Below are 21955 nucleotides of genomic sequence, written 5' to 3'. Positions count from 1 at the left end.
CCTCGCGTCAGCCGACAGCAGCTACGTCACCGGCGTCGAACTGGCGGCCGACGGCGGCGCCACGCAGACCGGCGACTGGCTGTAGGAGGTTGCGGGCAGTCCGCACCAACGCGGTCACGGCCGGGCCTTTAGCCGGCCACGCAAGGACGAGGTCGGTGGTGGGCACGTCGGTCACCGGGACGAAGTACGCCAGCTCGCGTGTCACGACCCGTTCCACGCCCTTAAAGTAACAATCACTATGGAGATCTGGATCAACCCGAGGTGCTCGAAGTGCCGCTCGGCGCTAACGCAACTGGACGCTGAGCAGGCCGAGTACACCGTCCGCCGATACCTGGACGACCCGCCGACCGAGGCCGAGCTCACCGACGTGCTGGCCCGCCTCGGCCTCGAACCGTGGGACATCACCCGCGTCGAGGAGCCGGTGGCCAAGGACCTGGGCATCAAGCAGTGGCCCAAGGACCGCGACCGCTGGATCAAGGCCCTGGCCGAGCACCCCATCCTGATCCAGCGCCCCATCATCACCGCCGACGACGGCACAGCCACCGTCGCCCGCACCCCCGAGGCCGTCCAGGACGCCATCCACCGCCGCTAGCCCACCAGCCGGCTCGCCTCCACCCAACCAATCGCCGCCGCCCCCGCGTGTCCCCCTTTCCTCCGGGCCGTGTCCCCCTTTCCTCCCCCGCGTGTCCCCCTTTCGTGCGGGGTGTGTCCCCCATTCGCGGCCCTCGAGTTCGACGTTCGCGGCCCCCGAGTTCCGCGTTCGGCCGCCCCGTTTCCAGTGCCGGGGATTTCGGGGTCGCCGAATGTGGGACACACCCCCCGCGAACGGGGGACACGCGGGTGGGCGGGGTTATGTGGCTGATCATCCGGGTGTCCGCCTGACCTCGAACGGCTCGAACCCGATCGTCGTCACCCCGCCCGCCCACCGGACCGTGATCTCGTCCGCGGTCGCTTCCGGCACCTCGGCGTCGACTTCGGGTTCGGTCTCGGCCAGAACGGCGATCGCGGCGAAGATCGTCGTGCCCGCGATGGGCGCGCAGAGGCGGGGCATCCGGGCCCACGGGGTGAAGGCCGTGCCTTGCGGGGCGCGGGCTTCGTCCTGGTCGGTCCAGCCGTGGATGCCGGTCAGGAACGTCGTCAACGGGTCGTCCGGGCCGGTGGCCCAGCCGGTCTCCTCGGCCCAGGCGCCGTGCGGTGCGCCGGTCACGCGGTGCACCCGGAGCTCGTAGGGTCCACTTGCGACGGTCACGCTCTCGACCTTGAGCCCGGGCACCATCGGGGCGATGTCCGGGAACGCGGGCAGGTGCCAGGAGGCGGCCCAGGTATCCTGGGCGTCGATGGGGTGCATCCGGCGGCGGACACTGCGGGCGTCGCCGATCCGGACGCAGAAGTGGTTGTCCGGGTGGTTGGCCTTGGCCGTGGGGCCGGTCCGGGTGGAGTAGGCCAGGCGGCTGTAGTGCGGGTCGACACCGGCCGCGACCTCGGCCTCGTCCGGCTTGACGTGGTCGCTGCCGTGGTTGTGCAGGCGGACGATCCCGTCCGCGGTGGTCTGGATCAGCAGTCCGGGCGCGGGCAGTGCCAGAACACGGTCGTCCGGCTGAAGGTCCTCAGTGGACGTCCATAGTGGATGGTCATCGTCCGCGAGCAGGCACACGAACGCCTTGGCGGCCCAGTACGGTGAGGCCGGGCCGGAGTAGTTCTGCAGGGTGGCCGCGTGCGGACCGTGCCAGCCCAGGCTGAGCAGGCCGTCCGGGCCGACTGAGCCTCGGTCGAGGAAGTACCGCAGCGCGCCGCTGATCACCCGCCGCGACTCCCCCGGCGTCAACGGGGTGTGCCCGGTGACAGCGCCCAGACCGACCGCCGAGGCAGCAGCGAACCTGTATGTCAGCGACCGTCCGAAGTGGATCGGGGCGCCGTTGCTGTCGAACAGCAGACCGAAGCTCTCCAGGTGTTCACGCAACCGTGAGCCATGGACGCCGGTGGTTCCGGCCAGGTGGGCGTCGAGGACCGGATAGAGGTGCAGGGCCCAGCCGTTGTAGTGGTCGAAGGCCCGGCCGTCGCCGTCGGCGTACCAGCCCTGGCCGCGGTACCAGGTCTCCAGGAGTTCCAAGGCGCGGGAACGAGCGCGCGCGGTCTCGGCGTCCGCCCGGCCGACCGACTCGAGGAATCCCGCGACCGTGTACGGGAAGAGGTACCAGTTGTTGGGCGCGGGGACGTGCCGGAGGGCGCCTCGGAGCCACTCCTCGGCGCGGTCCTTGGCGTCGTTGTCCAAGCGATCCCAGAGCCATGGGCGGGTCAGCCGCAGTCCCAATGCGACAGACGCCGACTCGACCATCGGCTGACCGAACACGGTGTGGTCACGGATGAGCGGCCACGACTCGGCGTCATCCCGGCCCGGCGTCAGCGTTCCGGCGACCAAACCGGACGCATACCGGTCGAGCCGGCCGTGCGGGTCGTCGCCGTTCGAACCGGCAACCCGGAAGGCCGCGGCGAGGAACGTTCGCGCGTAGCCCTCCAGACCGTCGGATCGGACGCCGCTCTTGGACGGCGGCCCGGGCAGGTCGAGCAGCGCCCCTTGGGGCGTGGCCCAGCGCCAGGCCGCGTCGAGCAGGCCGTCGGCGGCGGCCACCCAGTGGTCGCGGGTGAAGCCGGTGTGCGGGCTGAGCTCGCGGTCATCGCCAGGCAGTTTCATGCGAGCTGGCCGAGCCTTTCGCGCAGGACGGGATGGGCGAACCCGGCACCGGCGGCCCACCGGCCGACCTCGCCGACCGCGAGCTCGGCCAGCCGCCGCCATTCGTTGCCCTGGGAGCCGGCGAGGTGCGGGGTGATGATCACGTTGTCGCAGCGGAACAACGGGTGGTCCGGTGGCAGGTTCTCGGGTTCGGTGACGTCCAGGATGGCGCGGATCCGGCCGTCGACGGCGGCCTCGGTGAGCGCGTCCTGGTCGATCACGGCTCCCCGGGCGGTGTTGATCAGCACCGCGTCCGGCGGCATCGAACCGATCAGCTCCCGGCTCACCAGACCCGTTGTGCTGGGCAGCAACGGGGTGTGCACGCTGACGATGTCGCTGCGCGTGAACAGCTCCCCGATGCTCACGCCCACCGCGCCCAGCGCCGAGGCCTCGTCGTCGCTGACGAAGGGGTCATGCAGCAGGATCCGCAAGTCGTAGGGGCGCAACAGCTCGATCACCCGGCGGCCGATCAGCGAGGCCGACAGGATGCCCACCGTGCGCCCGTAGTTGCCGACCTGTCTGGCCGTACGGAGGAAATCGTCCCGTGCGCCGGTGCGCAGCTCGCGGGCGCGTTCGAGGACTCGCTTGCCGGACAACAGGATCATCGCGACCGTGTACTCCGCGACCGGCAGCGCGTTGGCCGAGGCCGCGGAGGACACCTCGATCCCCCGGTCCCAGCATGCTTCGGTGACGTGCCCACGCACCGAACCGGCGGCGTGCACGATCGCACGCAGCTTGGGCGCGAGGTCCAGGGCGGCCTCGTCGACCGGCGGGCAGCCCCAGCCGGTGACGAGGACCTCCACGTCCTTCAGGACAGTGGCGGCGTGTCCGGTGCCGAAGTCGTCCAGAACCGGCGGCGGAGCGAGGTCACAGACACCCCGTAAGGCGGCCAGGGCACTCGGGTCGAGTACTGCCTCGGCTGCTTTCGGCGCCATGGCCAGCGCGGCGCGCGGTTTGTTCACTTGACGGCTCCCGCGGTCAGACCTGATCTCCAGAACCTTTGCAGTAGGACAAAAGCGATGATGAGAGGCAAGATCGCCAGCAGGGCGCCCATGATCACGACCGGGTAGTACTCCGGCGAGACCGTGGCCGAGCTGTTCCACTGGAACAGTCCCAGACTCACCGGGTAGAGCTTCTGGTTGGACAGCATCACCATGGGCAGGAAGAAGTTGTTCCAGATCGCCGTGAGCTGGAACAGGAAGATGGTGATCACGCCGGGCAGCAGCATCCGCAGCGACACCCTGGCGTACATCTTCAGCTCGCCGGCACCGTCCATCCGCGCGGCCTCGAGCACTTCGTTGGGCACATAACCCTGGCTGAAGATCCGTCCCAGGTAGACGCCGAACGGGTTGAACAGCACCGGGATGAACACCGCCCAGAACGTGTTCACCAGGCCGGTCGCCGAGGCGATCAGGTACAGCGGCAGCGCGAGCACGGTCTGCGGCACCATCACCGCGGCCAGCACCAGCCCGAACGCCTTCTCCTTGTGCCGGAAGTGGTACTTGTCGAACGCGTACCCCGCCGCGACGCTGATCATCGCCGCGAGCGCGGCGCCCAGCACGGCGTACAGCAGGCTGTTGACGTACCAGCGGCCGTAGAGCCCACCGTCCATTGTGAACACGTTGCGCAGGTTGTCGAAGAACGAGAAATCCTTGAACGACAGCACGTCGCTGTTGAACAGGGCGTCCCGGTTCTTGGTCGCGGCCAGCAGCAGCCAGAGCACGGGCAGCAGCGTGTACAGGACCGCGATGCCCATCACGAGGTTGACGGCCGTGCGGCCGAGGACGCGGTTCATCGGGCCTCCTGCTGACCGGCCTTGTTGGTCCACCGGGTCACGCCGTAGGACAGCGCGATCGTGAAGACCAGCAGCACCACGGCGGCGGCCGCGGCCAGGCTGTAGTTGTTGCGGGTGAAGGCGGCGTCGAAGATGTACATGTTCGGCGTGAACCGGGAGTTGATCATCGGCGTGGACTGGTTGAGCAGCATCGGTTCGGTGAACAGCTGCAACGCCCAGATCAGGGTGAACATCGTGACCATCACGATCGACGCCCGCACCAGCGGGGTCTTGACCTGGACGGCGACCCGGACCGGCCCGGCGCCGTCCATCACCGCGGCCTCGATGGTCTCGTGCGGGATCGCCTGCAGCGCCGCGTAGAAGATCACCATGTTGTAGCCGAGGTTGCTCCACAACGCGATGTTCACAATGGACGGCAGGACCGTGCTGATGCCCAGGAAGTTGACGGTGATGTCGGCCTTGCCCAGCAGGTCGATGATCGGGCTGAGCCCGGGTGTGTAGAGATACAGCCAGATGATCGCGGCGATGATGCCGGGAATGGCGTGCGGCAGGAACAACGCCAGCTGCGACCACCGCTTCAGCCGCGCCACACCGGAGTCGAGCAGCAGCGCCAGCGCGAGCGCGCCGACGACCATCAACGGGATGTAGATCAAACAGTAGAGCACCACGACCAGCAGTCCATTGAGGAACGTCGGATCCCCGAGAACCGCGAGGTAACTGCGCAACCCGATGAAGATGGTCCGCTCCGGCCCGAAGCCGAGCCCCGGCTCGTCCGCGCTGAACAGGCTGAGCCACAACGCGGTGCCCAGCGGGACCAGGAACACGAGCACGAACAACACGAAGAACGGCGCCATCAGGATGACACCCGCTTTGCGGTCCCGCCGCTGGGTACTGGCCCTCGTCCCGGCCGACGGGGCGGACTCGGCCACCGCGGGCCGGTTGACTGTCATGGTCATCGCGAACCCCCGTTCAGCTGCTGTGCTCGGTCGTGGACAGACCGAGGGACTTCAGGTCGGGAATGGTGCCGTCCTGGGCGGCGCGCAGGCTGTCGATGATCGTGCCGTCGCCGCCGCTCATGTGCGCGAACCCGTCGTTGCAGACCCGTTGTGTCGCGGACATTCGCGGGCCCCAGGTCCAGCCGTCGCGGATCTTCTCCGCCTCCTCGGCGAACAGCTTGTAGATGTCCTGGCCGCCGTAGTAGGCACGGTCGAACGCCGCGTTGCCGACCGGGACGAGCGCGGGATAGGCCGGGAAGGCGCTACTCGCGCCGCTGGTCAGGCGGGCTTTCAGCGAGTCGGGGTTGGTCACCTGCCACTCGATGAACGCCATCGCGGCCTCCGCCCGCTTGCTGTCCTTGCTGATGGCGAAGGTCGAGCCGCCCTGGGTGCCGAGAACCGGCTTGTCCCACACCGGCAGCGGCGCGATCCGCCACTGGCCCTTCTGCTTGGGCCGGGCCTTCATCTGGGCGGCGGCGTCCCAGGCGCCGGAGAACCGCACGAGCACCTGGCCGTTGCCGATCTGCGCGTCGCTTTGCTTGCTGGCGCCCGGGTTCACCCACACCAGGTCCTCGTCGACCAGCTTCTGCCAGTACTCCGAGACCTTCCGGGTGGGCGCGTCGGCCATGGACACGTTCCAGGCGCCGCCACTGATGTCGAACCACTGGGCCCCGGCCTGCCAGCAGTGCGCGGCGTAGGTCATGAACCCGTCCGTGGCGAACAGCACGGCCCGTTTCCGCGCGTCCTTCTGCCGCACGGTCCGGGCCAGCTCGGCGAACTCGTCCCAGGTGGCAGGCGGGTGCAGGCCGAACTTCTCGAACAGGTCGCCGCGGTAGTGCATGACCATCGGCTCTACGTCGAACGGGATGCTGAAGATCTTGTTGTCGAACGTGGTCAGCCGCAGCGCCTGGGGCAGGACCTGAGCGCGCAGACGGTCGCTCATCAGCGAGGTCAGGTCGGTGGCCACGCCGTCGATGGCGAAGCCGGGCAGCTGCGGGTACTCGATGGTGCAGACGTCCGGGGCGTTGCCGGCGCGGGCGGCGTTGCTCAGCTTCGCGTAGCCGCCCTGGTCCCCGCCGGGGATCTGCTGGAAGACGACTTTGATCTTGTTCTGGCTCTTGTTGAACGCGTCCACCACCGGCTGGCTGCCCCGCAGGGCCGACCAGAAGGTGATCTCCACGGGTCCGCTGGCGGACTTGGCCGTGCTCGGCGAGCACGCGCCTAGGAAAGGCAGCGCGAGTCCGGCTGCGAGCACGGACCGTCGACTGGGCATCGGTGCCTCCCACGACTGCAGGGCGAGCACCCATCCTGATCGGCTGAGCGATAAACGGTCAATAGAACAGCGTCAATCGGTCAAACGATCAGTCGATCCGCGGACGGTCAGCTCGGGCAGCAGCTCGATCCGCCGCGGCCGCCACGCCCCGGGCCTGGCCAGGCGCTCCAGCAGCAGTTCGGCGGCCACCCGGCCCACCTCGGCCTTCGGCGGTGCGATCGCGGTCAGCGGCGTGCTGCCCAGAGCGGCCACCACATCGTCGTACGCGACCACCGGGCAGTCCTGCGGCACCCGGATCCCGGCCTCGGCCAGCTGCTGGACGATCATCAGCGCGTCCTCGTCGCCGTGCAGGATCGCCGCGGTCGCCCGGCGGGACCGCAGCACCGAGGCGAACTCGGGCGGCTCCTCGTCCGGGTCGGCCCCGGCGCCGGGCGCGCTGAGCACGATGGTCCAGTCCTCCAGCCGGGCCGCGGCGATCTCCGCGAACGCCGCCCGCAGCACCCGCGCGGTCGGGCTGTCGTCCCGCGCGGCCAGCACGATCCGCCGGTGCCCCAGTGACAACAGGTGCTCGACGGCCAGCTGCATGCCGTACCAATGGTCCGAGCACACCGAGTCGGCCGCGTGCAGCGCACTCCCCCGCCGCGGCCGCCGCTCCATCACCACGATCGGCAGGTCCACCCGGGCCAGCCAGCCGTAGGCGTCCTCCTCCTCGGCCAGGGTCCGCCACCGGGGCGCGATCAGCAGGCCCTGGACGCCCTCGGCCAGCGCGCGTTCGACGATCGGCCGCTCGGCGCCGGCCACCTTGGGCACGATGTGCAGCACGATCCGCAGCCCGGCGTCCTCCAGCGCGGACCGGGCGCCGTGCAGGGTCTCGTAGAGATAGGTGTGCCGCTCGGGCACCATCAGCGCGACCGCTCCGCCGTCCACCGAAGCCGGCGCGCCCGGGCTCTCGACCGGCAGCAGCGACCGGGCGACCCCGTGACCGCGGCGCAGCTTGCCGGCCCGGGCCAGCTCCTCCACGTCCCGGCGCACGGTGACGATGGAGACCTGCAGCTCCTCGGCCAGATCGGCGACCCTGGCCGCGCCACGGGACCGGACCACCGCGAGGATCCGCTGGCGCCTGGCGTCACTCGGTTGTCTCATCGCCTGCCCGTGTTCGTTTGAGCGTTTCTGGAACAGGGTATCGATCGATTACACCATTTGCGAGGGGGTTTGCATGCGGTCGACGCGCCCCCGCCTTTCGTTCGGCGGATGATCCCCATAACCTCGCGTCGTGCTGCAACCACCCGTCCGGCGCGCGGGCGTCTTCACGCTGCTGCTCGTCGGCACCATCACCGCCTGCCTGGTCGCCATCGGACTGGTCGCCCTGACCAGCGCGCAGACCGGCGGTACCGGGCAGGACCCGTTCACCCTCAACGTCATCCTGGTGATCCGGGTGCTCGCCGAGGCCGGTGGCGTGCTCACCGCCGGCTTCTTCCTGTTCGCCGCTTTCCTTGTGCCGCCGCAGGAATCGGGTGTGCTGTCGGTCGACGGGTACCGCGCGCTGCGGGCGGCGAGCTGGGCGGCGGCATTGTGGTGTGTGGCCGCGGTGGTGTCGGTGCCGTTCACCGTGGCGGACGCGTTCCTCCGGCCGCTCACCACGTTCTCGGACCTCGGACGGCTGCTGACGCTGGCCTTCGAGCTGGAGCAGACCAAAGCGTGGATGCTCACCGCGGGAGTCGCCCTGCTGCTGGCGATCGCGGCCCGGGTCACGCTGATGTGGCGCTCTACCCCGGCTTTGCTGGCGCTGGCGGTGCTGGGTCTGGCGCCGGTCGCGGCCAGCGGGCACTCGTCCAGCGGCGGCGACCACGACTGGGCCACCGCGAGTCTGTTGTGGCACTTGGCCGGCGCGGCACTCTGGGTCGGCGGGCTGGTCGCGTTGCTCGCCTACGGCCGCCGCAAGGGCGCGCATCTCGGGCTGGCCGCCCGGCGGTTCTCCGCAGTGGCGTTGACCTGCTGGATCGTGATGGCGTTGTCGGGGGTCATCAACGCGTTGGTGCGGTTGAAGATCTCGAACCTGTTCGTGACCCCGTACGGGTGGCTGACGGTGGCGAAGATCTCGGCGCTGGTGGCGCTGGGCGTGTTCGGGTACTTCCAGCGCGAGCGCGGGGTCAAGGGCATCGAACGGACCGGCAGCGGGCGCGCGCTCGTGCGGCTGGCCGGGTTCGAGGTGCTGCTGATGCTGGTGACGATCGGCCTGGCGACCGCACTGTCCCGCACGCCACCACCGGACCACGGCGCCGACAATCCGTCCACTGTAGAGCTTCGGATCGGCTACACCCTCGACGGGCCGCCGAGCCTGAGCCGGACCTTTGTGGACTGGCGGTTCGACCTGATCCTCGGCACGGCCGCGCTGGCAATGGCCGCGCTCTACCTGCTCGGCGTGCGCCGGGTGCGGAACTGGCCGGTGGCCAAGACCATCGCGTGGCTGGGCGGCTGCGCGGAGCTGGTGCTGGCCACGTCGTCCGGGATCGGCCGGTACGCGCCCGCGGTGTTCAGCATCGACATGGTCAGCAACATGCTGCTGTCCATCCTGGCGCCGGTCCTGCTGGCCATGGGCGCGCCGTTCTCGCTTGCCCTGGAATGCAAGCCGAAGCTGCGCAAGTGGTTCGGCGAGCTCGCCTGCGGCCGGGTCGCGCAGCTGCTCACCCATCCGGCGACCGTGCTGACGTTCTTCGCCGGGTCGTTCTTCGTGCTCTACTACTCGGGTTTGTACGCCTGGTCGCTCGATGTGCCGCTGGCTCATGTCGGCATGAACGCGTACTTCCTGGTGACCGGCTTCGTGTTCTTCTGGGCCGTACTCGGCCTCGACCCGTTCCCCCGGCCGCTTTCCCTGGCACAGCGCCGGAAGATGGCGATGATCGCGGTCCCGGTGCAGGCGCTGTTCGGGGTGACCCTGTTGCTCACGGACACCGTCATCGGCGCCCGATTCTATGGAACCCTTGGCCTGCCATGGACTTCGGACCTGCTGGAGATCCAGCGCGTCGGCGGTGGCGTCGCCTGGGGCGCCGGGGTGGTGCCGCTGCTGCTCGTGGCCGCCGGCCTGCTCCTCAACCCCGCCAAGGCGGAGGTCAAGGAGCCGGCCGGCGTCTAGCCGGACCTCAGCTGGAGACGCGGATCTCCAGCAGGGTGGCGGAGTGCCCGCCGGAGCCCTCGCCGATGCCCTCGGCACCGCCCGGGGCCACGGTCTTCGTGCCGCCCTGACCGTCCACTGTGTAGTTCGCCACGGTGGTGTGCCGGGTGTCACTGAAGATCAGGTACGTGTCGTTCAGCTCCAGCGTCAGGTAGCCGGTCGCGCCGGTCACCTTGAAGCAGAACGGGTCCCTGTTGCGCGCCCGGACCTCCAGGTAGTCACCGCTGGGCGAGCAACTGGTGAACAGAATGTGCCCGTCGCCCTTCTTGAGCAGGATGCCCTTCTCGGCGAAGATCTGCGCCGCGCCCGGGTAGTCGTAGGTCTCCTCGAGCGTGGGCGGTTCGTCGGCCGCGGCGGCGGTGTGCACCACCGGAGCCGCGGAAACGCTTGCCGGAACAAGGAAGGCCGCCGCACCGGCAGCAACGAGAACACCCAGTTGCGCACGAGTCCGCACTGGTTCAACCCCCCATATGTGTCATGTGTGCATCGCGGGACGCATGAATCGTCCCGACCCCAGAGCATGACCTAAGCAGGCGACGGCCGGACACCGCAACTGTGAGGACTGACACAGCCGAGTCGAATCGGAACACGGTTACTCTCCGTGCGGCAGAGTCTGACCGACTCAAAGTTCTCTTGGGGGATAACTTGCGCATGCGCAGATTCATGCTGCCCTCGTCGCGTTCCGTCATCGCGGCATCCCTCGTGGCCTCGCTGGCACTGGGACTCGTCCCGATGCAGGCCACGCAGGCGGCAGCGGAGGAAACACCGGTCAGTGCCCGTTCGCAGGCACTGACGTACATGAAGACCGGCGGCCCGGGTGTGGCCAAGGCGGCCGAGGCCGCGCTCGCCGGGACCGACGCCGACGTGCAGGCGTTCCTGGACACCGGGCGCGCCAAGGCGGAGGCCGACGACGTCCAGGTCCGGGTGGCCCAGCTGTTGTCGGCGGGCGGTCCGGGCGTCAAGGCGGCGGCCCAGAAGGCGCTCGGCGCAACCGTCGAGGACCAGAAGAAGTTCGTCGCGAGCGGCTGGCAGCGGCCGGCCCAGGACGACCTGCAGATCCGCGTCACCGACGCGATGAACCAGGGCGGCCCGGGCGTGAAGGCCGCCGCGCAGAAGGCGTTGCGCGGCACGGTGGACGACCAGCGGCGGTTCCTGCTGGCCGGCCAGTTCGACGCCAAGGACGACGACGACGAGATCCGCGTCGCCCAGATCATGACCATCGGCGGCCCCGAGGTCCGCAAGGCGGCGCAGCGCGCGCTCGACGGGACCCGCGACGACGTCCAGTACTTCCTGGTCTATGGCTACGAAGTGGCCGCCGCCCGCGACCAGGAGACGCAGTCGGTCTCGCAGCTGGTCGACATCGCCCAGCTGGCCGGGGACCGCAGCGCCGAGCAGACCAGGGCCGCCCAGGCCGCGGCCGAGCAGGCGATCAACGCGGCCAGGCTGGCCAAGGAGGCGGCCCAGCGCGCGGCCGCGGAGACCAAGGCGGCACAGGACTCCTCGATCCGCGCGGCGGACGCGGCCGGCCGGGCGGCGGATGCCGCCAAGCGGGCCGCGGCGGCCGCGCAGACCGCGATTCGTGCTGCCGCGGCGGCGAATGAGGCCGCTCGGGTGGCCTCGAACGCGGCCAGCCAGGCAGCCCAGGCGGCCAACATGGCCGGGCAGGCGGCGGCTCGCGCGAGCAGTGCGGCAGCCGCGGCGGCCAACGACCGCAGCCAGGCCGACGCGGCTTCGGCAGCGGCGAAGGCCGCCCGTGACGTGGCCAAGGGTGCGCGTCTCGCCGCCGAAGCCGCCGACCAGGCAAGCAAAGCAGCGACCGCCGCGGGTCAGGCCGCGGCCGCCGCGAGCTCTGCCGGTGCCAACGCCGACGCGGCCGCTGGTGCCGCGGGCGAAGCCGGTGACTGGGCGGCCAAGGCGGGCGCGAGCGCGGACCAGGCCCGCAACGCCAGTGCCCAGGCCAAGCGCAAGGCCGCCGAGGCCACCCGCGCCGCGGGCCAGGCACAGGCCATCGCCAACGAGGCGGCCCGTTATGCCGCCCAGGCAAGGGATGCCGCCAACCAGGCCGCCCAGCACGCCGACAATGCCGCTGCCGCGGCGGACGAAGCGGTGAAGCACGCGGGTGAGGCGCAGGGCGCGGCCGACCGGGCACAGGCGTCGGCCGATCTGGCCAAGCAGTCCGCGGCCGAGGCACAGGGCGCTTCGGACCTGGCGCACACCATCGCCGACACCGCCCGCAAGTCCGAGGCGGAGCGGCTGGCCCAGCAGAAGGCCAGGGCCATCGAGGAGGCCAAGGACGCCAAGGAGGCGGAAGCCGCGCAGCAGGCCCAGTCCGCGTGGGTCGCGGGCCGCACGGCCGCGCTGGACGCGGAGGCCCAGCGCCTGCTGACCGAGGCGCAGCAGCCCGGTGCGCCACAGTCCACTGTGGTCACCAACGGCCGCAAGGTCGCCGCCAGGGCCACCCACACCGGTGGCGGCTGGATCAAGGCAGCGGCCGACGTCGCCCTGGTGGGCAACGACACCGACGTGGTCAAGTTCGTCCAAACTGGACTCGCCGTGGCGACCGAGCAGGACGACCGCGCGAGCGTCGGCCACATCGCCAACAACACCGGCAGCCCGGCCGAGCGGGTCGCCGCGATCGACGCGCTCAGCAGCGACTACGGCTGGGTCAAGGACTTCCTGACCGACCGGCACTACGCGGGCAAGGACGACGACGACCAGATCGCCATCGCGCAGATGATGAACAGCGGTGGCGCCGGGCTCAAGGCGGCGGCCCAGGCGGCGCTGCGCGGCACCCCGGCCGACCGGGAGAAGTTCCTCACCGTGGGCCAGTACAAGGCCCGCCAGGAGGACGACCAGGTCGCGGTCACCGCCGCGATGAACACCGGCGGGCCCGAGGTCAAGGCGGCCGCCCAGGCGGCCCTGTCCGGCCCGGCCTCCTACCAGCGGACGTTCCTGCAGGTGGGCCTGGTCAAGGCGCAGCAGCGGGACGCCGACACGGCCAGCCACGTCGCGCAGATCGAGTCCTACCTGGCCCAGGCCGCCAAGATCGCCGCGACGGCCAGGCAGAACGCCGCCGAGGCACAGGCCGCGGCCTACCGGGCCAAGGGCGCCGCGCAGGAGGCCCAGGACTGGGCCAACCAAGCGCTCGACTCGGCCAAGAAGGCCCGTGATTTCGCCGACGCCGCCAAGGCCTCCGCGGACCAGGCGCAGCGGTCGGCCGACCAGGCGGCGGAGTCCGCGCGGCAGGCCAAGCAGGCCGAGGCCGACGCCCAGCAGGCGGCGGCAGCGGCGGCCCGTTCAGCCAGCCAGGCCGAGGCGAGCGCGTCGCAGGCCCGGACCTTCGCCGCGCAGGCCAGCGCGGCGGCGGCACAGGCACGTGCCGACGCCATCGCCGCGGGCAAGTCCGCCGACGAGGCCGCCGCGGCGGCGTCCGAGGCGGCGCAGATCGCGGCGGACAAGCAGGCGCTTGAGGATGCGGCGACCCAGCAGGCCGACGCGGAACGCCGGGCCAACGGCGAGCTGACCTCGTCCGACGAGGAGGCGCTGCGGGCGCAGGGCGGCCAGGCCGCGGTGGACGAGTACCGCCAGGCCCTCAAGGACGCCAACAAGTCCATCGGCGACTGGCTGGTCGAGAACGGCGCCGAGATCCTGATCTCGTTGCTGGGCATCGACAACATCATCAAGTGCGTCAGCGAGGGCGACATCGGCAGCTGCCTGTGGAGCATCGTCGACGTCGGCAGCTTCGTGCTGGCCATCGGCAAGCTGCCCGCGGTGGGCAAGGCGATCATCCGGGTGATCGACGGCATCGCCGGGTTCTTCGAGGCGGGTTCCAAGGCGCGCAAGGTCCTTGACCGCGCTGGGAAGTTCATCCAGGACTTCCGCAACAGCCGCAAGCCGGACATCGAGGTCTGCGAACTGGACCTCGGCGGCCGGGCCTCCTTCGCGCCGCACGCCGAGAGCCGCGCGGCCGTCGCCGCGATGGCGAAGAAGAAGTGCAAGTTCGGTAAGGTCGACCTGCCCGCACCGGACTACGGCACGAAGGGTGCGCACATCCACATGGATGACGGCGTGACCGAGGTGGGCATCTCGGTCAACAAGAAGGGCGAGCTCGTCGGCACCCCGATCAACGCCAACGGCAAGTGGGCCAGCGACAAGGACATCAAGGCCGCGCTGGACCACCTCAACGATCCGAAGAACGCCGCGGACCGCAAGAAGCTGCTGGACAACACCAAGACGGCACTGGAACGGATCAAGAACAAGGACTTCAAGGTGAACGATCCCGGCCGGATCCGTCAGATGGAGGAACTGGTCGAGGTACTGGAGAACTGGCCGTAACCATGTCTTATCCGGACTTCTTCGCCGATCTGGCCACCAGTGGCCGGATCCTGGGCCTCGGGCTGGGCAGCCGGCCCGAGGACTGGGCGGCCGCCCTCGGCGGCACGTTTTTCGAGGGCAGCCACTACGAGGGGCACCTGTCCCGTGAGTTCGGCATGCTCGAGGTGAACTTCGAGGGCGGCCCCGGCGAATGGTCCTGCACGTTTCTCAATGTCCGGGTGGAACAGCTGAGCTGGCCGCCCGAGCGGGTGCCCGGGGTCGCGATGGCCCCGGGCGCTTTGCGCGATGTTTACGGCCCGTTTCCGCAACGGATCGGGTTCGACGAGATCGCCGACCGGCTGGCGGCCGACGGTGTACCGGTCTGGAAACTCAACCAGATCAGCGCCGCCGAACCGGACCTGTTCTGGGTCGCCGACGGCGGGGCGATGTTCCACGTTCTGACGCCCGCCACCGCGGGCGACGGGCTGCGGCCGGGTGACATTCACTCCGTGTCGGTGATGTCCGGGCGAGCGATTCGTGTGATAGAACACATCCGCTATCGGTGAAAGGGTCTGCCCGGGATCTGGCGAGTTCGAGCCAAGATCACGGTAGGCACACGTCAGAATGGTCTACAGTGGACTGGACCCGGAGGCGCGGTCCGCGACGGCGCTACTCCGGTGACATATAAGGGTAACGTTAACATCGACTGTTGAAAAGCCCATCATCCCACACTTTTCACATTCCCCCTCGGCTGTGATAAAACTCCCGGGCTTCGCTTTGTCCGTGCCGGTCGCCTGGAGGAGTGCGTGGGAGCGTCGTGAAGAACAAGGATGAATCCGGCAGGGGCCATGACAAGTCGATCCGCAAGCGCCTCACCAGAACCGTACTGATCCCCAGCATCACCCTGCTCGTCCTGTGGCTGGCGGTGTCCGGGTACTTCGTGTTCAGCGGCCTGTACTCCAAGCTGGTGGCCGACTCGGTGCGGCAGGTGTCCATTCCCGCCGTGACCGCGCTGGCGTCCATCCAGGCCGAGCGCCAGGTGGCCGTGGAGTTCGTGGACAACAACGGCGCGGGCCAGGCCGACCTGCTGGCCCGCGAACAGCAGACCGACCAGAAACTCAATGACCTGCAAGCGGTCTTCGGCCCGGCCATCGAAAGTGCGCCGGACGAGATTGCTACGCGCATGAAGGAATTGAAGGGGAAGTTCGACCAGCTGCCGGTGTTCCGTTCCCAGGTCGGCTTCCGCGCGGTGGCGAAGGCTCAGGTCAACGAGTTCTACAACGGGATTCAGGACACCGCCGCGACCCTGTTCGACGTCCAGGCGCGCATCGTGCCGGACGAGGTGGCGGTGCAGGGCGCGATCGGCGCGACCACGGTGTTCCGTGCCGCCGACACGATGGCCAGGGAAGCTTCACTGGTCAACAGCGCGTTCGCGGCCGGGGCTTTCACGCCCGACGACTACCTGTTGTTCACCAATTATGTCGGCAAATACCGCTCGGAACTGAGTACCACCGCGCCGTTCCTCGAGCCGAGCACGCAGGCGCAGTACCAGCAGCTGACCGGCAGCGAGTCCTGGAAACGCTTGGCAGCGGCGGAAGACGCGCTGATCAAGCGGGGTCCGTGGACCTCGAAGGACAAGAACGCGGTCCCGGTCGCGCAGGCCGACTGGCGCACCGCGAGCTCCGATGTGGCCGCCGCGCTCACCGCGCTGACCATCGACCAGGCCGACAAGGTCTCCGCCAAGGCCATCGTGTCCGGTCAGGACAAACTGTGGAACGCGATCATCGGCAGTGTGGTCGCGCTGCTGATCTCGGTGATCTCGGTGATCATCGCGGTCCGGGTGTCGCGCACCCTGGTCGACCGGACGCTCGTCACCCGGCTGGAGCAACTGCGCGACGACTCGCTCGACCTGGCCGGCAAACGCCTGCCGGACATCGTGTCCCGGCTCAAGGGCGGCGAGGCGGTCGACGTCGGCGCCGAGCTGCCGCGGCTGGACCACGGCCGCGACGAGATCGGGCAGGTGGCCGAGGCGCTGAACATCGCGCAGCTGACCGCGGTCAACGCGGCGGTGAGCGAGGCCAAGGCGCGCAGCGGTGTGCACAACGTGTTCCTCGGTATCGCGCACCGCAACCAGGTTCTGGTGCACCGGCAGCTGCAGATCCTCGACGAGATGGAGAAGCGCGAGGAGGACTCCACCCAGCTGGCGTCGCTGTTCCAGCTCGACCACCTGGCCACCCGGGCCCGGCGGACCACCGAGAACCTGATCATCCTCGGCGGCAAGCAGCCCGGCCGCCGGTGGCGCAAACCCGTGCCGCTGATGGAGATCCTGCGCGCCTCGGTGTCCGAGACCGAGCAGTACTCCCGGGTCACCGTGGACGGCATCCCGGACGTGCAGATCACCGGGTCCGCGGTGGCCGACACCATCCACCTGGTGGCCGAGCTGGTGGACAACGCGACCTCGTTCTCCCCGCCGGGGTCCCAGGTCGAGGTGACCGGCACCGCGGTCGCCCGCGGCGTCGTGGTGGACGTGTCCGACCAGGGCCTCGGCATGACCGACGCCGCCCGCGAGTGGGCCAACGAGATGATGGCCGACGCGCCCGAGTTCGACGCGATGGCGCTGCGCGCCGACTCCAGCCTTGGCCTGTTCGTGGTGGCCCGGCTGGCGTCCCGGCTGGGGATCAAGGTCACCTTCGACCCGTCGCGCTACGGCGGGCTGCGGGCCACCGTGCTGATCCCCGCCGCCCTGCTCGTCACCGAAGGCCAGACCGACGACGAGGACGTGCCCGTGAGCGAACCGGCCCAACCCGCCCAGCAGCCCGTGCCCCCGGTGTTAGCCAGCCGGATCGCGCCCGCGAGCGAGCGGCCCGCCGCGCAGGCGGTCGCCACCCGCACCGAACCGGCACCATCCACTGTGGACACTCCTGTTGAGACCCCGGCGCCGAAGCCGAGTCCCCGGCCGCAGCTGCCACAGCGCACCCCGCAGCACAACCTGGTCGCGCAGCTGCGCGACGACCCGGAGCTCGACCAGGCCGACGACTACGACTTCGATGGCGCGGCCGGCACCCTGTCGGCGTTCCACCGGGGCACCAGGCGCGGCCGCGCACCCGAAGAGTGAACCCGTGTCTACCCTCAAGGGAACCGTTGGTATGAACCAGAAAACCGATCTGAACTGGTTGCTCGACGACGTGGTCGGGCGGGTTGTGGGGACCCAGCACGCGATCGTGCTGTCGGCCGACGGGCTGCTGCTGGGCCGCTCGACCGGGATGGACAAGAACGACTCCGACCAGCTGTCCGCGATCGCGTCCAGCCTGCAGAGCCTGGCCAAGGGCGTCAGCAGGCACTTCAACCGCGGCCGGGTGCTGCAGAACCTGATCGAGATGGAGGAGGGCTACCTGTTCGTCTCCGCGGCGGGCCGGGGCGCGTGCCTGGCGGTGCTGGCCGAGTCGAGCGTGGACGTCGAGATGATCGCCTACGAGATGAACCGCCTGGTCAAACGAGTCGGTGACTACATGGCAGCCGCGCCAAGGGGAACCGCCGCAGCGACACTGGAGAGGACTTGAGCGTGGACGACGGATGGTACGACGAGGCCGCCGGCCCGCTGGTCCGCCCGTACGCGATCACCAGCGGCCGGACCCCGTCGGCCTCCGCGCGGGCCCAGCTGGACCTGTCCACCCAGGTGATGACGCTGCGGACGGCGACCGACCAGAGCGGCCCGACCCCGGAGCACATGGCCATCCGGCAGCTGTGCCAGCGGCCGTTGTCGGTGGCCGAGCTGGCCGCGCACCTGGACCTGCCGCTGGGCGTGGTGCGGGTGCTGTGCGGGGACCTGATCGAACGCGGCGTTGTCATCACCCGCTCGCCCACGGCCATGGCGGCCAAGGCACCGGACCGGGAACTACTACAGGCGGTACTCGATGGACTCACGAAACTCTGACGACGAACAGGAAGCGGAGTTCATCCCGACCCCGGTAAAGATCATCATCGCCGGGGGCTTCGGGGTGGGCAAGACGACGATGGTCGGCGCGGTCAGCGAGATCCCGCCGCTGACCACCGAGGAGGTGCTCACCGAGGCCAGCGACGGCATCGACGATCTGCTTGGCGTGGAACGCAAGGCGACGACGACGGTGGCGCTGGACTTCGGCCGGATCACCATCTCGCCGAAGTACGTGCTGTACCTGTTCGGCACCCCGGGCCAGGAACGGTTCTGGTTCATGTGGGACGAGCTGGCCCGCGGCGCGATCGGCACGGTGGTCCTGGTGGACACCCGCAGGCTGGACACCAGCTTCGCGGCGATCGACTTCTTCGAGCGCCGCAAGATCCCGTTCATCGTGGCGGTGAACTGCTTCGACAACGCCGAGCGCTACAACGAGGAGGAGATCCGCGGCGCGCTGGCGGTGCCGAGCCACGTCCCGATCGTCATGTGCGACGCCCGGGAACGCGACTCGGCCAAGCTCACCTTGATCCGGCTGGTGAAACACGCGATGAGCGCGCTTCCCGTCGGGTGAACGCGGGTGTGCGCAGTGGTTCCATCCGCAAGTTGAAGTGGCGCAACAGTTTCGGTGCGTCCACCACTCGGTAGCCGGGCACCTGGCCGGGGTCCTTCGCGATGTCCGCGAGGATCCCGGCCACGTAGTCGTAGTGCGCCTGGCTGTAGACCCGGCGCGGCAACGCGATCCGGACGAGCTCGAACGGCGCCGGGGTCACCAGCTCGTTGTGCTCGTCGAACGTGCCCAGGTAAAGGGAGCCCAGCTCCGCACAGCGGATCCCGCCGCGCAGGTACAGCTCGCAGGCCAGCGAGTGGCCGGGGAACGCGGACGGCGGCAGGTGGGTGAGCAGCCGTCCGGCGTTGAGGTACAGCGCGTGCAGGCCCGGCGGGCGCACGATGTCCACGCCCGCATCACCGAGCAGCTGGGCCAGCCGTTCGGTGTCCGCGGCCCGCGCGGCCAGGTAGGCGGGGTCCAGCACCTCGCTCAGGCCCTGGGCCACGCGTTCCAGGTCGTGCGCGGCCAGCCCGCCGTAGGTGCGGAAGCCCTCGGTGGCGATCAGGTTGAGCTCACACCGCTGGGCCAGTTCCGGGTCGCGCAACCCGATGAACGCGCCCATCGGGGCGATGCCGTCCTTCTTCAGGCTCGCCACGGCACCGTCGACGAGCCCGAAGGCCTCCTCGGCGACCTGCCGTGGGGTGTGCCCCGCGTAACCGTCCTCCCGCCGGGTGACCAGAAAGGCGTTTTCCGCGAAGCGGGCGGCATCGAGCAACAATGGCACGTCGTGCCGGCGGCAAATGTCGCGGACCGCCTTGAGGTTGGCCATCGACACGGGCTGGCCACCCCCGCCATTGTTGGTAATGGTCATCAGGATCATGCCGACCCGGTGCGAGTCCGGGCCGGACAAGATCTGCGCGACCGCGTCGAGATCGATGTTTCCCTTGAACGGCGACTCGGAGTCCAGGTCGGCCGCTTCGGCGCACGGCAGGTCGCGCGCCTCGCAGCCGAGCAGCTCGATGTTCGCCCTGGTGGTGTCGAAATGGGTGTTGCTCAGCGAAATCTGTCCCGGCCGCAGGACATTGGTGAACAGCACGCGTTCGGCCGCGCGGCCCTGGTGCACCGGAAAGATGTGCGGAAACGAGGTCAGCTCGCTCACCGCCTCGCGGAACCGGAAGAACGAGTCGGACCCGGCGTAGGAACGGTCACCACGCGCCGCGGCCGCCTCCTGGTCGGTGGACACGGCGCCGGTGCCGGAGTCGGTCAGCAAATCGATCGTGACCGTGTTCGCCCGCAGGTTGAAGCCGTTGTAACCGGCCTCCGCCAGCGCTTTCGCCCGTTGCCCCGCGGTCGTGACCGGGATGGGTGTCACGACCTGGGCGCGGTACGGGGGGAATGGGGACATCGGGGTTTCCTGCTTTCGGTTCACGACACCAGTCCGAGAACGGGCCGCTGCCGGGGCGGGGTCACGCTGAAGGCCTCCGAGGACAGGTAGACCGTGATGCCCGAGCCGACCGCGCCGAGGCGCAGGGAGACGTGCGGGATCAGGCCGACTCCGTCGCGCAACGGCCGCGCGGTCACCGCCCGCAGCGAGCGGTCCAGCTCGGCGGTGTCCATGTTGTACTGCGCCATGACGGCCACCAGGCGCGCCCTGGCCACCTCGTCGTCCGGGACGTAGTCGCGGACCGGGAGATAGAGGCTGTAATTGCTGGGCGTCGCGGTGTCGCCCTCGACGAACGAATAGCTGGAGATCAGCGGGCGGTGGACGAACGGCCCTTTTCCACCGCCCAGAACCGCGCAGAACTCCCGGATCTGCATCGGGTTGATCCCCGGTACCAGAGCGGCCGCCCGTTCGACGTCATCGGTCTCCGCCGACTCGTGTGAGACATACAGTTTCACCCGGGATTTCGGCGTCCGGTTCAGGTCGAGCGCGAAAAACGAGAACGTGTCCTTGTCGCCGCGCGTGAGCGCGTGGTCGACAACGGCCTTGTGGACATTTCTCATGCCCAGTCTGCCGAGTGCCTCGGCGACCAGGTCACTGGAATTCTCCGCCCCTCTCGCGTGTGGGTTCAAATACACCTTGAACACCGGCGGCGAGCCCGATCTGAAAATCATCGAATACCACAGCACGAAGTCACCGGACGGCCGCTCCGGCAGGAAGAGGTCCTGGACGGCGTCCAGCTTGCCGGTGTAGAGATTGAGCCGGCTCGCCATGTTGTCCAGGAACTCCCGGGCGGTCGACGCGCACACGGCCTCGCCGAGCAGGCGCACGGCCCGCTCACCGGTGACGTCGTAGGCGACCGAGAACTCGATCGGGGTCTTGTCGTCGGAAATGCTCGACGACCATTCGGCCGGTCCGAGGAGGTTCGATTCCCCGGCCGCGCCGAGCAGTTCTCCGAGCAGCACACCCGCGGTCCGCCTGATATCCGACGCGCCCGCGGCACGGCAAAGACGGTCTAACTGCCCCGACGTGTGCTCGCGTAAAGAGAGGTTGGCCATGACGTAGGTTCACCCGTTCGCAGGGACGATACGACTTCTACTGGTCTAAACCAAAGCCGGTAAAGAGTTTAGCCCCGCTAATTGGCATCGCGACACCACTGTCAGTGTAGTCCTACGACCGACATTGATCTCGGAGCGTCGCCTTGTGGCGGCAACAACTCCCTGGTCACCCTATTGACGTGCCGTATTCGTTTTGTTATAGGCAGCCGCCATTCGGCCGCTGACGTGTGATGATGTGGCCGGTCACCCGCCTGAATCCTACGCGTCCGGAAAAATAATGCGACCCGGGTCACATCGGACGGTGGGCTGTGGACGGCCCCGATGGACGCGCACAGTGGACAGGTGCTCCGGACTGGCCGCATCCGGCATGCCGGTTTCGGACAGGTCCGACCGGCCTGGAGATCGCCCTTCGCCCTGATACTGGGCCGGACCACCCCGCGCCGAGGAGGACTGGTGTGCCGGAACGGGTTCATCGCCGGTCCGGGCGAACCGCCGATCGCCCGGACGGCGGAGTCCATTGAGGACAGCAGCGGGATCGCCCGCAGGGCCGGGAACTTCGGCGAACTCGTTGCGGGAGCTATGAACCAGCCGCGCTCTCAGTTCGGAAACCTCCCACCGGCGGCCGGCTGGCCGCGCGGCTGCCCGGCGTGATCGTGGACGACTGGTTTTACCTGGGCGTTCCGGGTGGTAGAACG

The 21955-nt window shown here is 69.3% G+C and carries 19 protein-coding genes; 9 read left to right on the top strand and 10 right to left on the bottom strand.

The window, feature by feature from the left end:
• Positions 1 to 7: 7 nt before the first annotated feature.
• A complete protein-coding gene (locus AB0J95_RS07235) occupies positions 8 to 217 on the bottom strand; it encodes a hypothetical protein (RefSeq protein ID WP_364753666.1) in 210 nt (69 codons plus the stop codon).
• 21 nt (positions 218 to 238) lie between these two features.
• Between AB0J95_RS07235 and AB0J95_RS07230 the strand changes: the two genes are divergently transcribed.
• Positions 239 to 592: an arsenate reductase family protein gene (locus tag AB0J95_RS07230; protein ID WP_364753663.1), complete on the top strand. Its 354-nt coding sequence runs from the start codon at positions 239 to 241 to the stop codon at positions 590 to 592.
• Positions 593 to 862: 270 nt separating this feature from the next.
• Here the strand turns inward: AB0J95_RS07230 and AB0J95_RS07225 are convergent, their stop codons facing one another.
• The 6 genes from AB0J95_RS07225 to AB0J95_RS07200 all read right to left on the bottom strand — a co-directional run bounded on the left by AB0J95_RS07225 (position 863) and on the right by AB0J95_RS07200 (position 7937).
• A complete protein-coding gene (locus tag AB0J95_RS07225) occupies positions 863 to 2692 on the bottom strand; it encodes a DUF2264 domain-containing protein (protein WP_364753660.1) in 1830 nt (609 codons plus the stop codon).
• Positions 2689 to 3693, bottom strand: a complete 1005-nt coding sequence (locus AB0J95_RS07220) for a hydroxyacid dehydrogenase (RefSeq protein ID WP_364753658.1) — start codon at positions 3691 to 3693, stop codon at positions 2689 to 2691. The genes AB0J95_RS07225 and AB0J95_RS07220 overlap by 4 nt, the downstream gene beginning before the upstream one ends.
• Positions 3690 to 4526 carry a carbohydrate ABC transporter permease gene (locus AB0J95_RS07215; protein WP_364753655.1) on the bottom strand — a complete coding sequence of 279 codons (837 nt, stop codon included), beginning with the start codon at positions 4524 to 4526 and terminating at the stop codon, positions 3690 to 3692. The genes AB0J95_RS07220 and AB0J95_RS07215 overlap by 4 nt, the downstream gene beginning before the upstream one ends.
• On the bottom strand, positions 4523 to 5482 hold the full coding sequence (locus AB0J95_RS07210) for a sugar ABC transporter permease (protein WP_364753652.1): 960 nt from the start codon (positions 5480 to 5482) through the stop codon (positions 4523 to 4525). The genes AB0J95_RS07215 and AB0J95_RS07210 overlap by 4 nt, the downstream gene beginning before the upstream one ends.
• Positions 5483 to 5495: 13 nt before the next feature.
• On the bottom strand, positions 5496 to 6794 hold the full coding sequence (locus tag AB0J95_RS07205; protein WP_364753649.1) for a sugar ABC transporter substrate-binding protein: 1299 nt from the start codon (positions 6792 to 6794) through the stop codon (positions 5496 to 5498).
• Between the two features lie 72 nt (positions 6795 to 6866).
• Positions 6867 to 7937 (bottom strand): substrate-binding domain-containing protein, encoded by a 1071-nt coding sequence (locus AB0J95_RS07200; RefSeq protein ID WP_364753646.1) that lies wholly within the window; start codon positions 7935 to 7937, stop codon positions 6867 to 6869.
• 130 nt (positions 7938 to 8067) lie between these two features.
• On the opposite strand from AB0J95_RS07200, the gene AB0J95_RS07195 reads away from it, so the two are divergent.
• Complete coding sequence (locus AB0J95_RS07195; protein WP_364753643.1) at positions 8068 to 9927, top strand: cytochrome c oxidase assembly protein; 1860 nt, start codon at positions 8068 to 8070, stop codon at positions 9925 to 9927.
• Positions 9928 to 9934: 7 nt separating this feature from the next.
• Here AB0J95_RS07195 and AB0J95_RS07190 read toward each other — a convergent pair whose 3' ends face one another.
• Positions 9935 to 10420, bottom strand: coding sequence for a hypothetical protein (locus AB0J95_RS07190; protein ID WP_364753640.1), 486 nt, complete (start codon positions 10418 to 10420; stop codon positions 9935 to 9937).
• A gap of 197 nt (positions 10421 to 10617) precedes the next feature.
• On the opposite strand from AB0J95_RS07190, the gene AB0J95_RS07185 reads away from it, so the two are divergent.
• The 6 genes from AB0J95_RS07185 to AB0J95_RS07160 all read left to right on the top strand — a co-directional run bounded on the left by AB0J95_RS07185 (position 10618) and on the right by AB0J95_RS07160 (position 18785).
• On the top strand, positions 10618 to 14301 hold the full coding sequence (locus AB0J95_RS07185) for a chemotaxis protein (RefSeq protein ID WP_364753638.1): 3684 nt from the start codon (positions 10618 to 10620) through the stop codon (positions 14299 to 14301).
• Positions 14302 to 14303: 2 nt separating this feature from the next.
• A complete protein-coding gene (locus AB0J95_RS07180) occupies positions 14304 to 14846 on the top strand; it encodes a hypothetical protein (protein WP_364753635.1) in 543 nt (180 codons plus the stop codon).
• A 251-nt stretch (positions 14847 to 15097) separates the two neighbouring features.
• A complete protein-coding gene (locus tag AB0J95_RS07175; protein WP_364753632.1) occupies positions 15098 to 17395 on the top strand; it encodes a nitrate- and nitrite sensing domain-containing protein in 2298 nt (765 codons plus the stop codon).
• Positions 17396 to 17426: 31 nt separating this feature from the next.
• Positions 17427 to 17840: a roadblock/LC7 domain-containing protein gene (locus tag AB0J95_RS07170; protein WP_364753629.1), complete on the top strand. Its 414-nt coding sequence runs from the start codon at positions 17427 to 17429 to the stop codon at positions 17838 to 17840.
• Complete coding sequence (locus AB0J95_RS07165) at positions 17837 to 18214, top strand: DUF742 domain-containing protein (RefSeq protein WP_364753626.1); 378 nt, start codon at positions 17837 to 17839, stop codon at positions 18212 to 18214. The genes AB0J95_RS07170 and AB0J95_RS07165 overlap by 4 nt, the downstream gene beginning before the upstream one ends.
• Positions 18195 to 18785: an ATP/GTP-binding protein gene (locus AB0J95_RS07160; protein ID WP_364753623.1), complete on the top strand. Its 591-nt coding sequence runs from the start codon at positions 18195 to 18197 to the stop codon at positions 18783 to 18785. Before AB0J95_RS07165 ends, AB0J95_RS07160 begins: the two co-directional genes overlap by 20 nt.
• Here AB0J95_RS07160 and AB0J95_RS07155 read toward each other — a convergent pair.
• Both AB0J95_RS07155 and AB0J95_RS07150 read right to left on the bottom strand, forming a co-directional pair.
• Positions 18733 to 20166: a tryptophanase gene (locus tag AB0J95_RS07155; RefSeq protein WP_364753622.1), complete on the bottom strand. Its 1434-nt coding sequence runs from the start codon at positions 20164 to 20166 to the stop codon at positions 18733 to 18735. The two genes, AB0J95_RS07160 and AB0J95_RS07155, sit on opposite strands and share 53 nt — an antisense overlap.
• Before the next feature lie 20 nt (positions 20167 to 20186).
• Entirely contained in the window at positions 20187 to 21167 is a 981-nt protein-coding gene (locus tag AB0J95_RS07150; protein WP_364753620.1) for a tryptophan dimethylallyltransferase family protein, read from the bottom strand.
• Between the two features lie 546 nt (positions 21168 to 21713).
• On the opposite strand from AB0J95_RS07150, the gene AB0J95_RS07145 reads away from it, so the two are divergent.
• Positions 21714 to 21911, top strand: coding sequence for a hypothetical protein (locus tag AB0J95_RS07145; RefSeq protein ID WP_364753617.1), 198 nt, complete (start codon positions 21714 to 21716; stop codon positions 21909 to 21911).
• Positions 21912 to 21955: the final 44 nt, after the last annotated feature.

The sequence above is a fragment of the Actinocrispum sp. NPDC049592 genome, from assembly GCF_040675465.1.
In the GTDB taxonomy this organism is placed as follows: domain Bacteria; phylum Actinomycetota; class Actinomycetes; order Mycobacteriales; family Pseudonocardiaceae; genus Kibdelosporangium.
Note: the sequence above shows the minus strand (reverse complement) of the source record. Positions and strands in the feature narration are given on the sequence as shown.

What these genes read in the sequence shown, in the direction of transcription:
- AB0J95_RS07230 (WP_364753663.1), top strand. Translation starts at nt 239, where the DNA reads ATGGAGATCTGGATCAACCCGAGGTGCTCGAAGTGCCGCTCGGCGCTA.
- AB0J95_RS07155 (WP_364753622.1), bottom strand. Translation starts at nt 20,166, where the DNA reads ATGTCCCCATTCCCCCCGTACCGCGCCCAGGTCGTGACACCCATCCCG.
- AB0J95_RS07200 (WP_364753646.1), bottom strand. Translation starts at nt 7,937, where the DNA reads ATGAGACAACCGAGTGACGCCAGGCGCCAGCGGATCCTCGCGGTGGTC.
- AB0J95_RS07185 (WP_364753638.1), top strand. Translation starts at nt 10,618, where the DNA reads ATGCGCAGATTCATGCTGCCCTCGTCGCGTTCCGTCATCGCGGCATCC.
- AB0J95_RS07215 (WP_364753655.1), bottom strand. Translation starts at nt 4,526, where the DNA reads ATGAACCGCGTCCTCGGCCGCACGGCCGTCAACCTCGTGATGGGCATC.
- AB0J95_RS07210 (WP_364753652.1), bottom strand. Translation starts at nt 5,482, where the DNA reads ATGACCATGACAGTCAACCGGCCCGCGGTGGCCGAGTCCGCCCCGTCG.
- AB0J95_RS07225 (WP_364753660.1), bottom strand. Translation starts at nt 2,692, where the DNA reads ATGAAACTGCCTGGCGATGACCGCGAGCTCAGCCCGCACACCGGCTTC.
- AB0J95_RS07205 (WP_364753649.1), bottom strand. Translation starts at nt 6,794, where the DNA reads ATGCCCAGTCGACGGTCCGTGCTCGCAGCCGGACTCGCGCTGCCTTTC.
- AB0J95_RS07170 (WP_364753629.1), top strand. Translation starts at nt 17,427, where the DNA reads ATGAACCAGAAAACCGATCTGAACTGGTTGCTCGACGACGTGGTCGGG.
- AB0J95_RS07160 (WP_364753623.1), top strand. Translation starts at nt 18,195, where the DNA reads ATGGACTCACGAAACTCTGACGACGAACAGGAAGCGGAGTTCATCCCG.
- AB0J95_RS07180 (WP_364753635.1), top strand. Translation starts at nt 14,304, where the DNA reads ATGTCTTATCCGGACTTCTTCGCCGATCTGGCCACCAGTGGCCGGATC.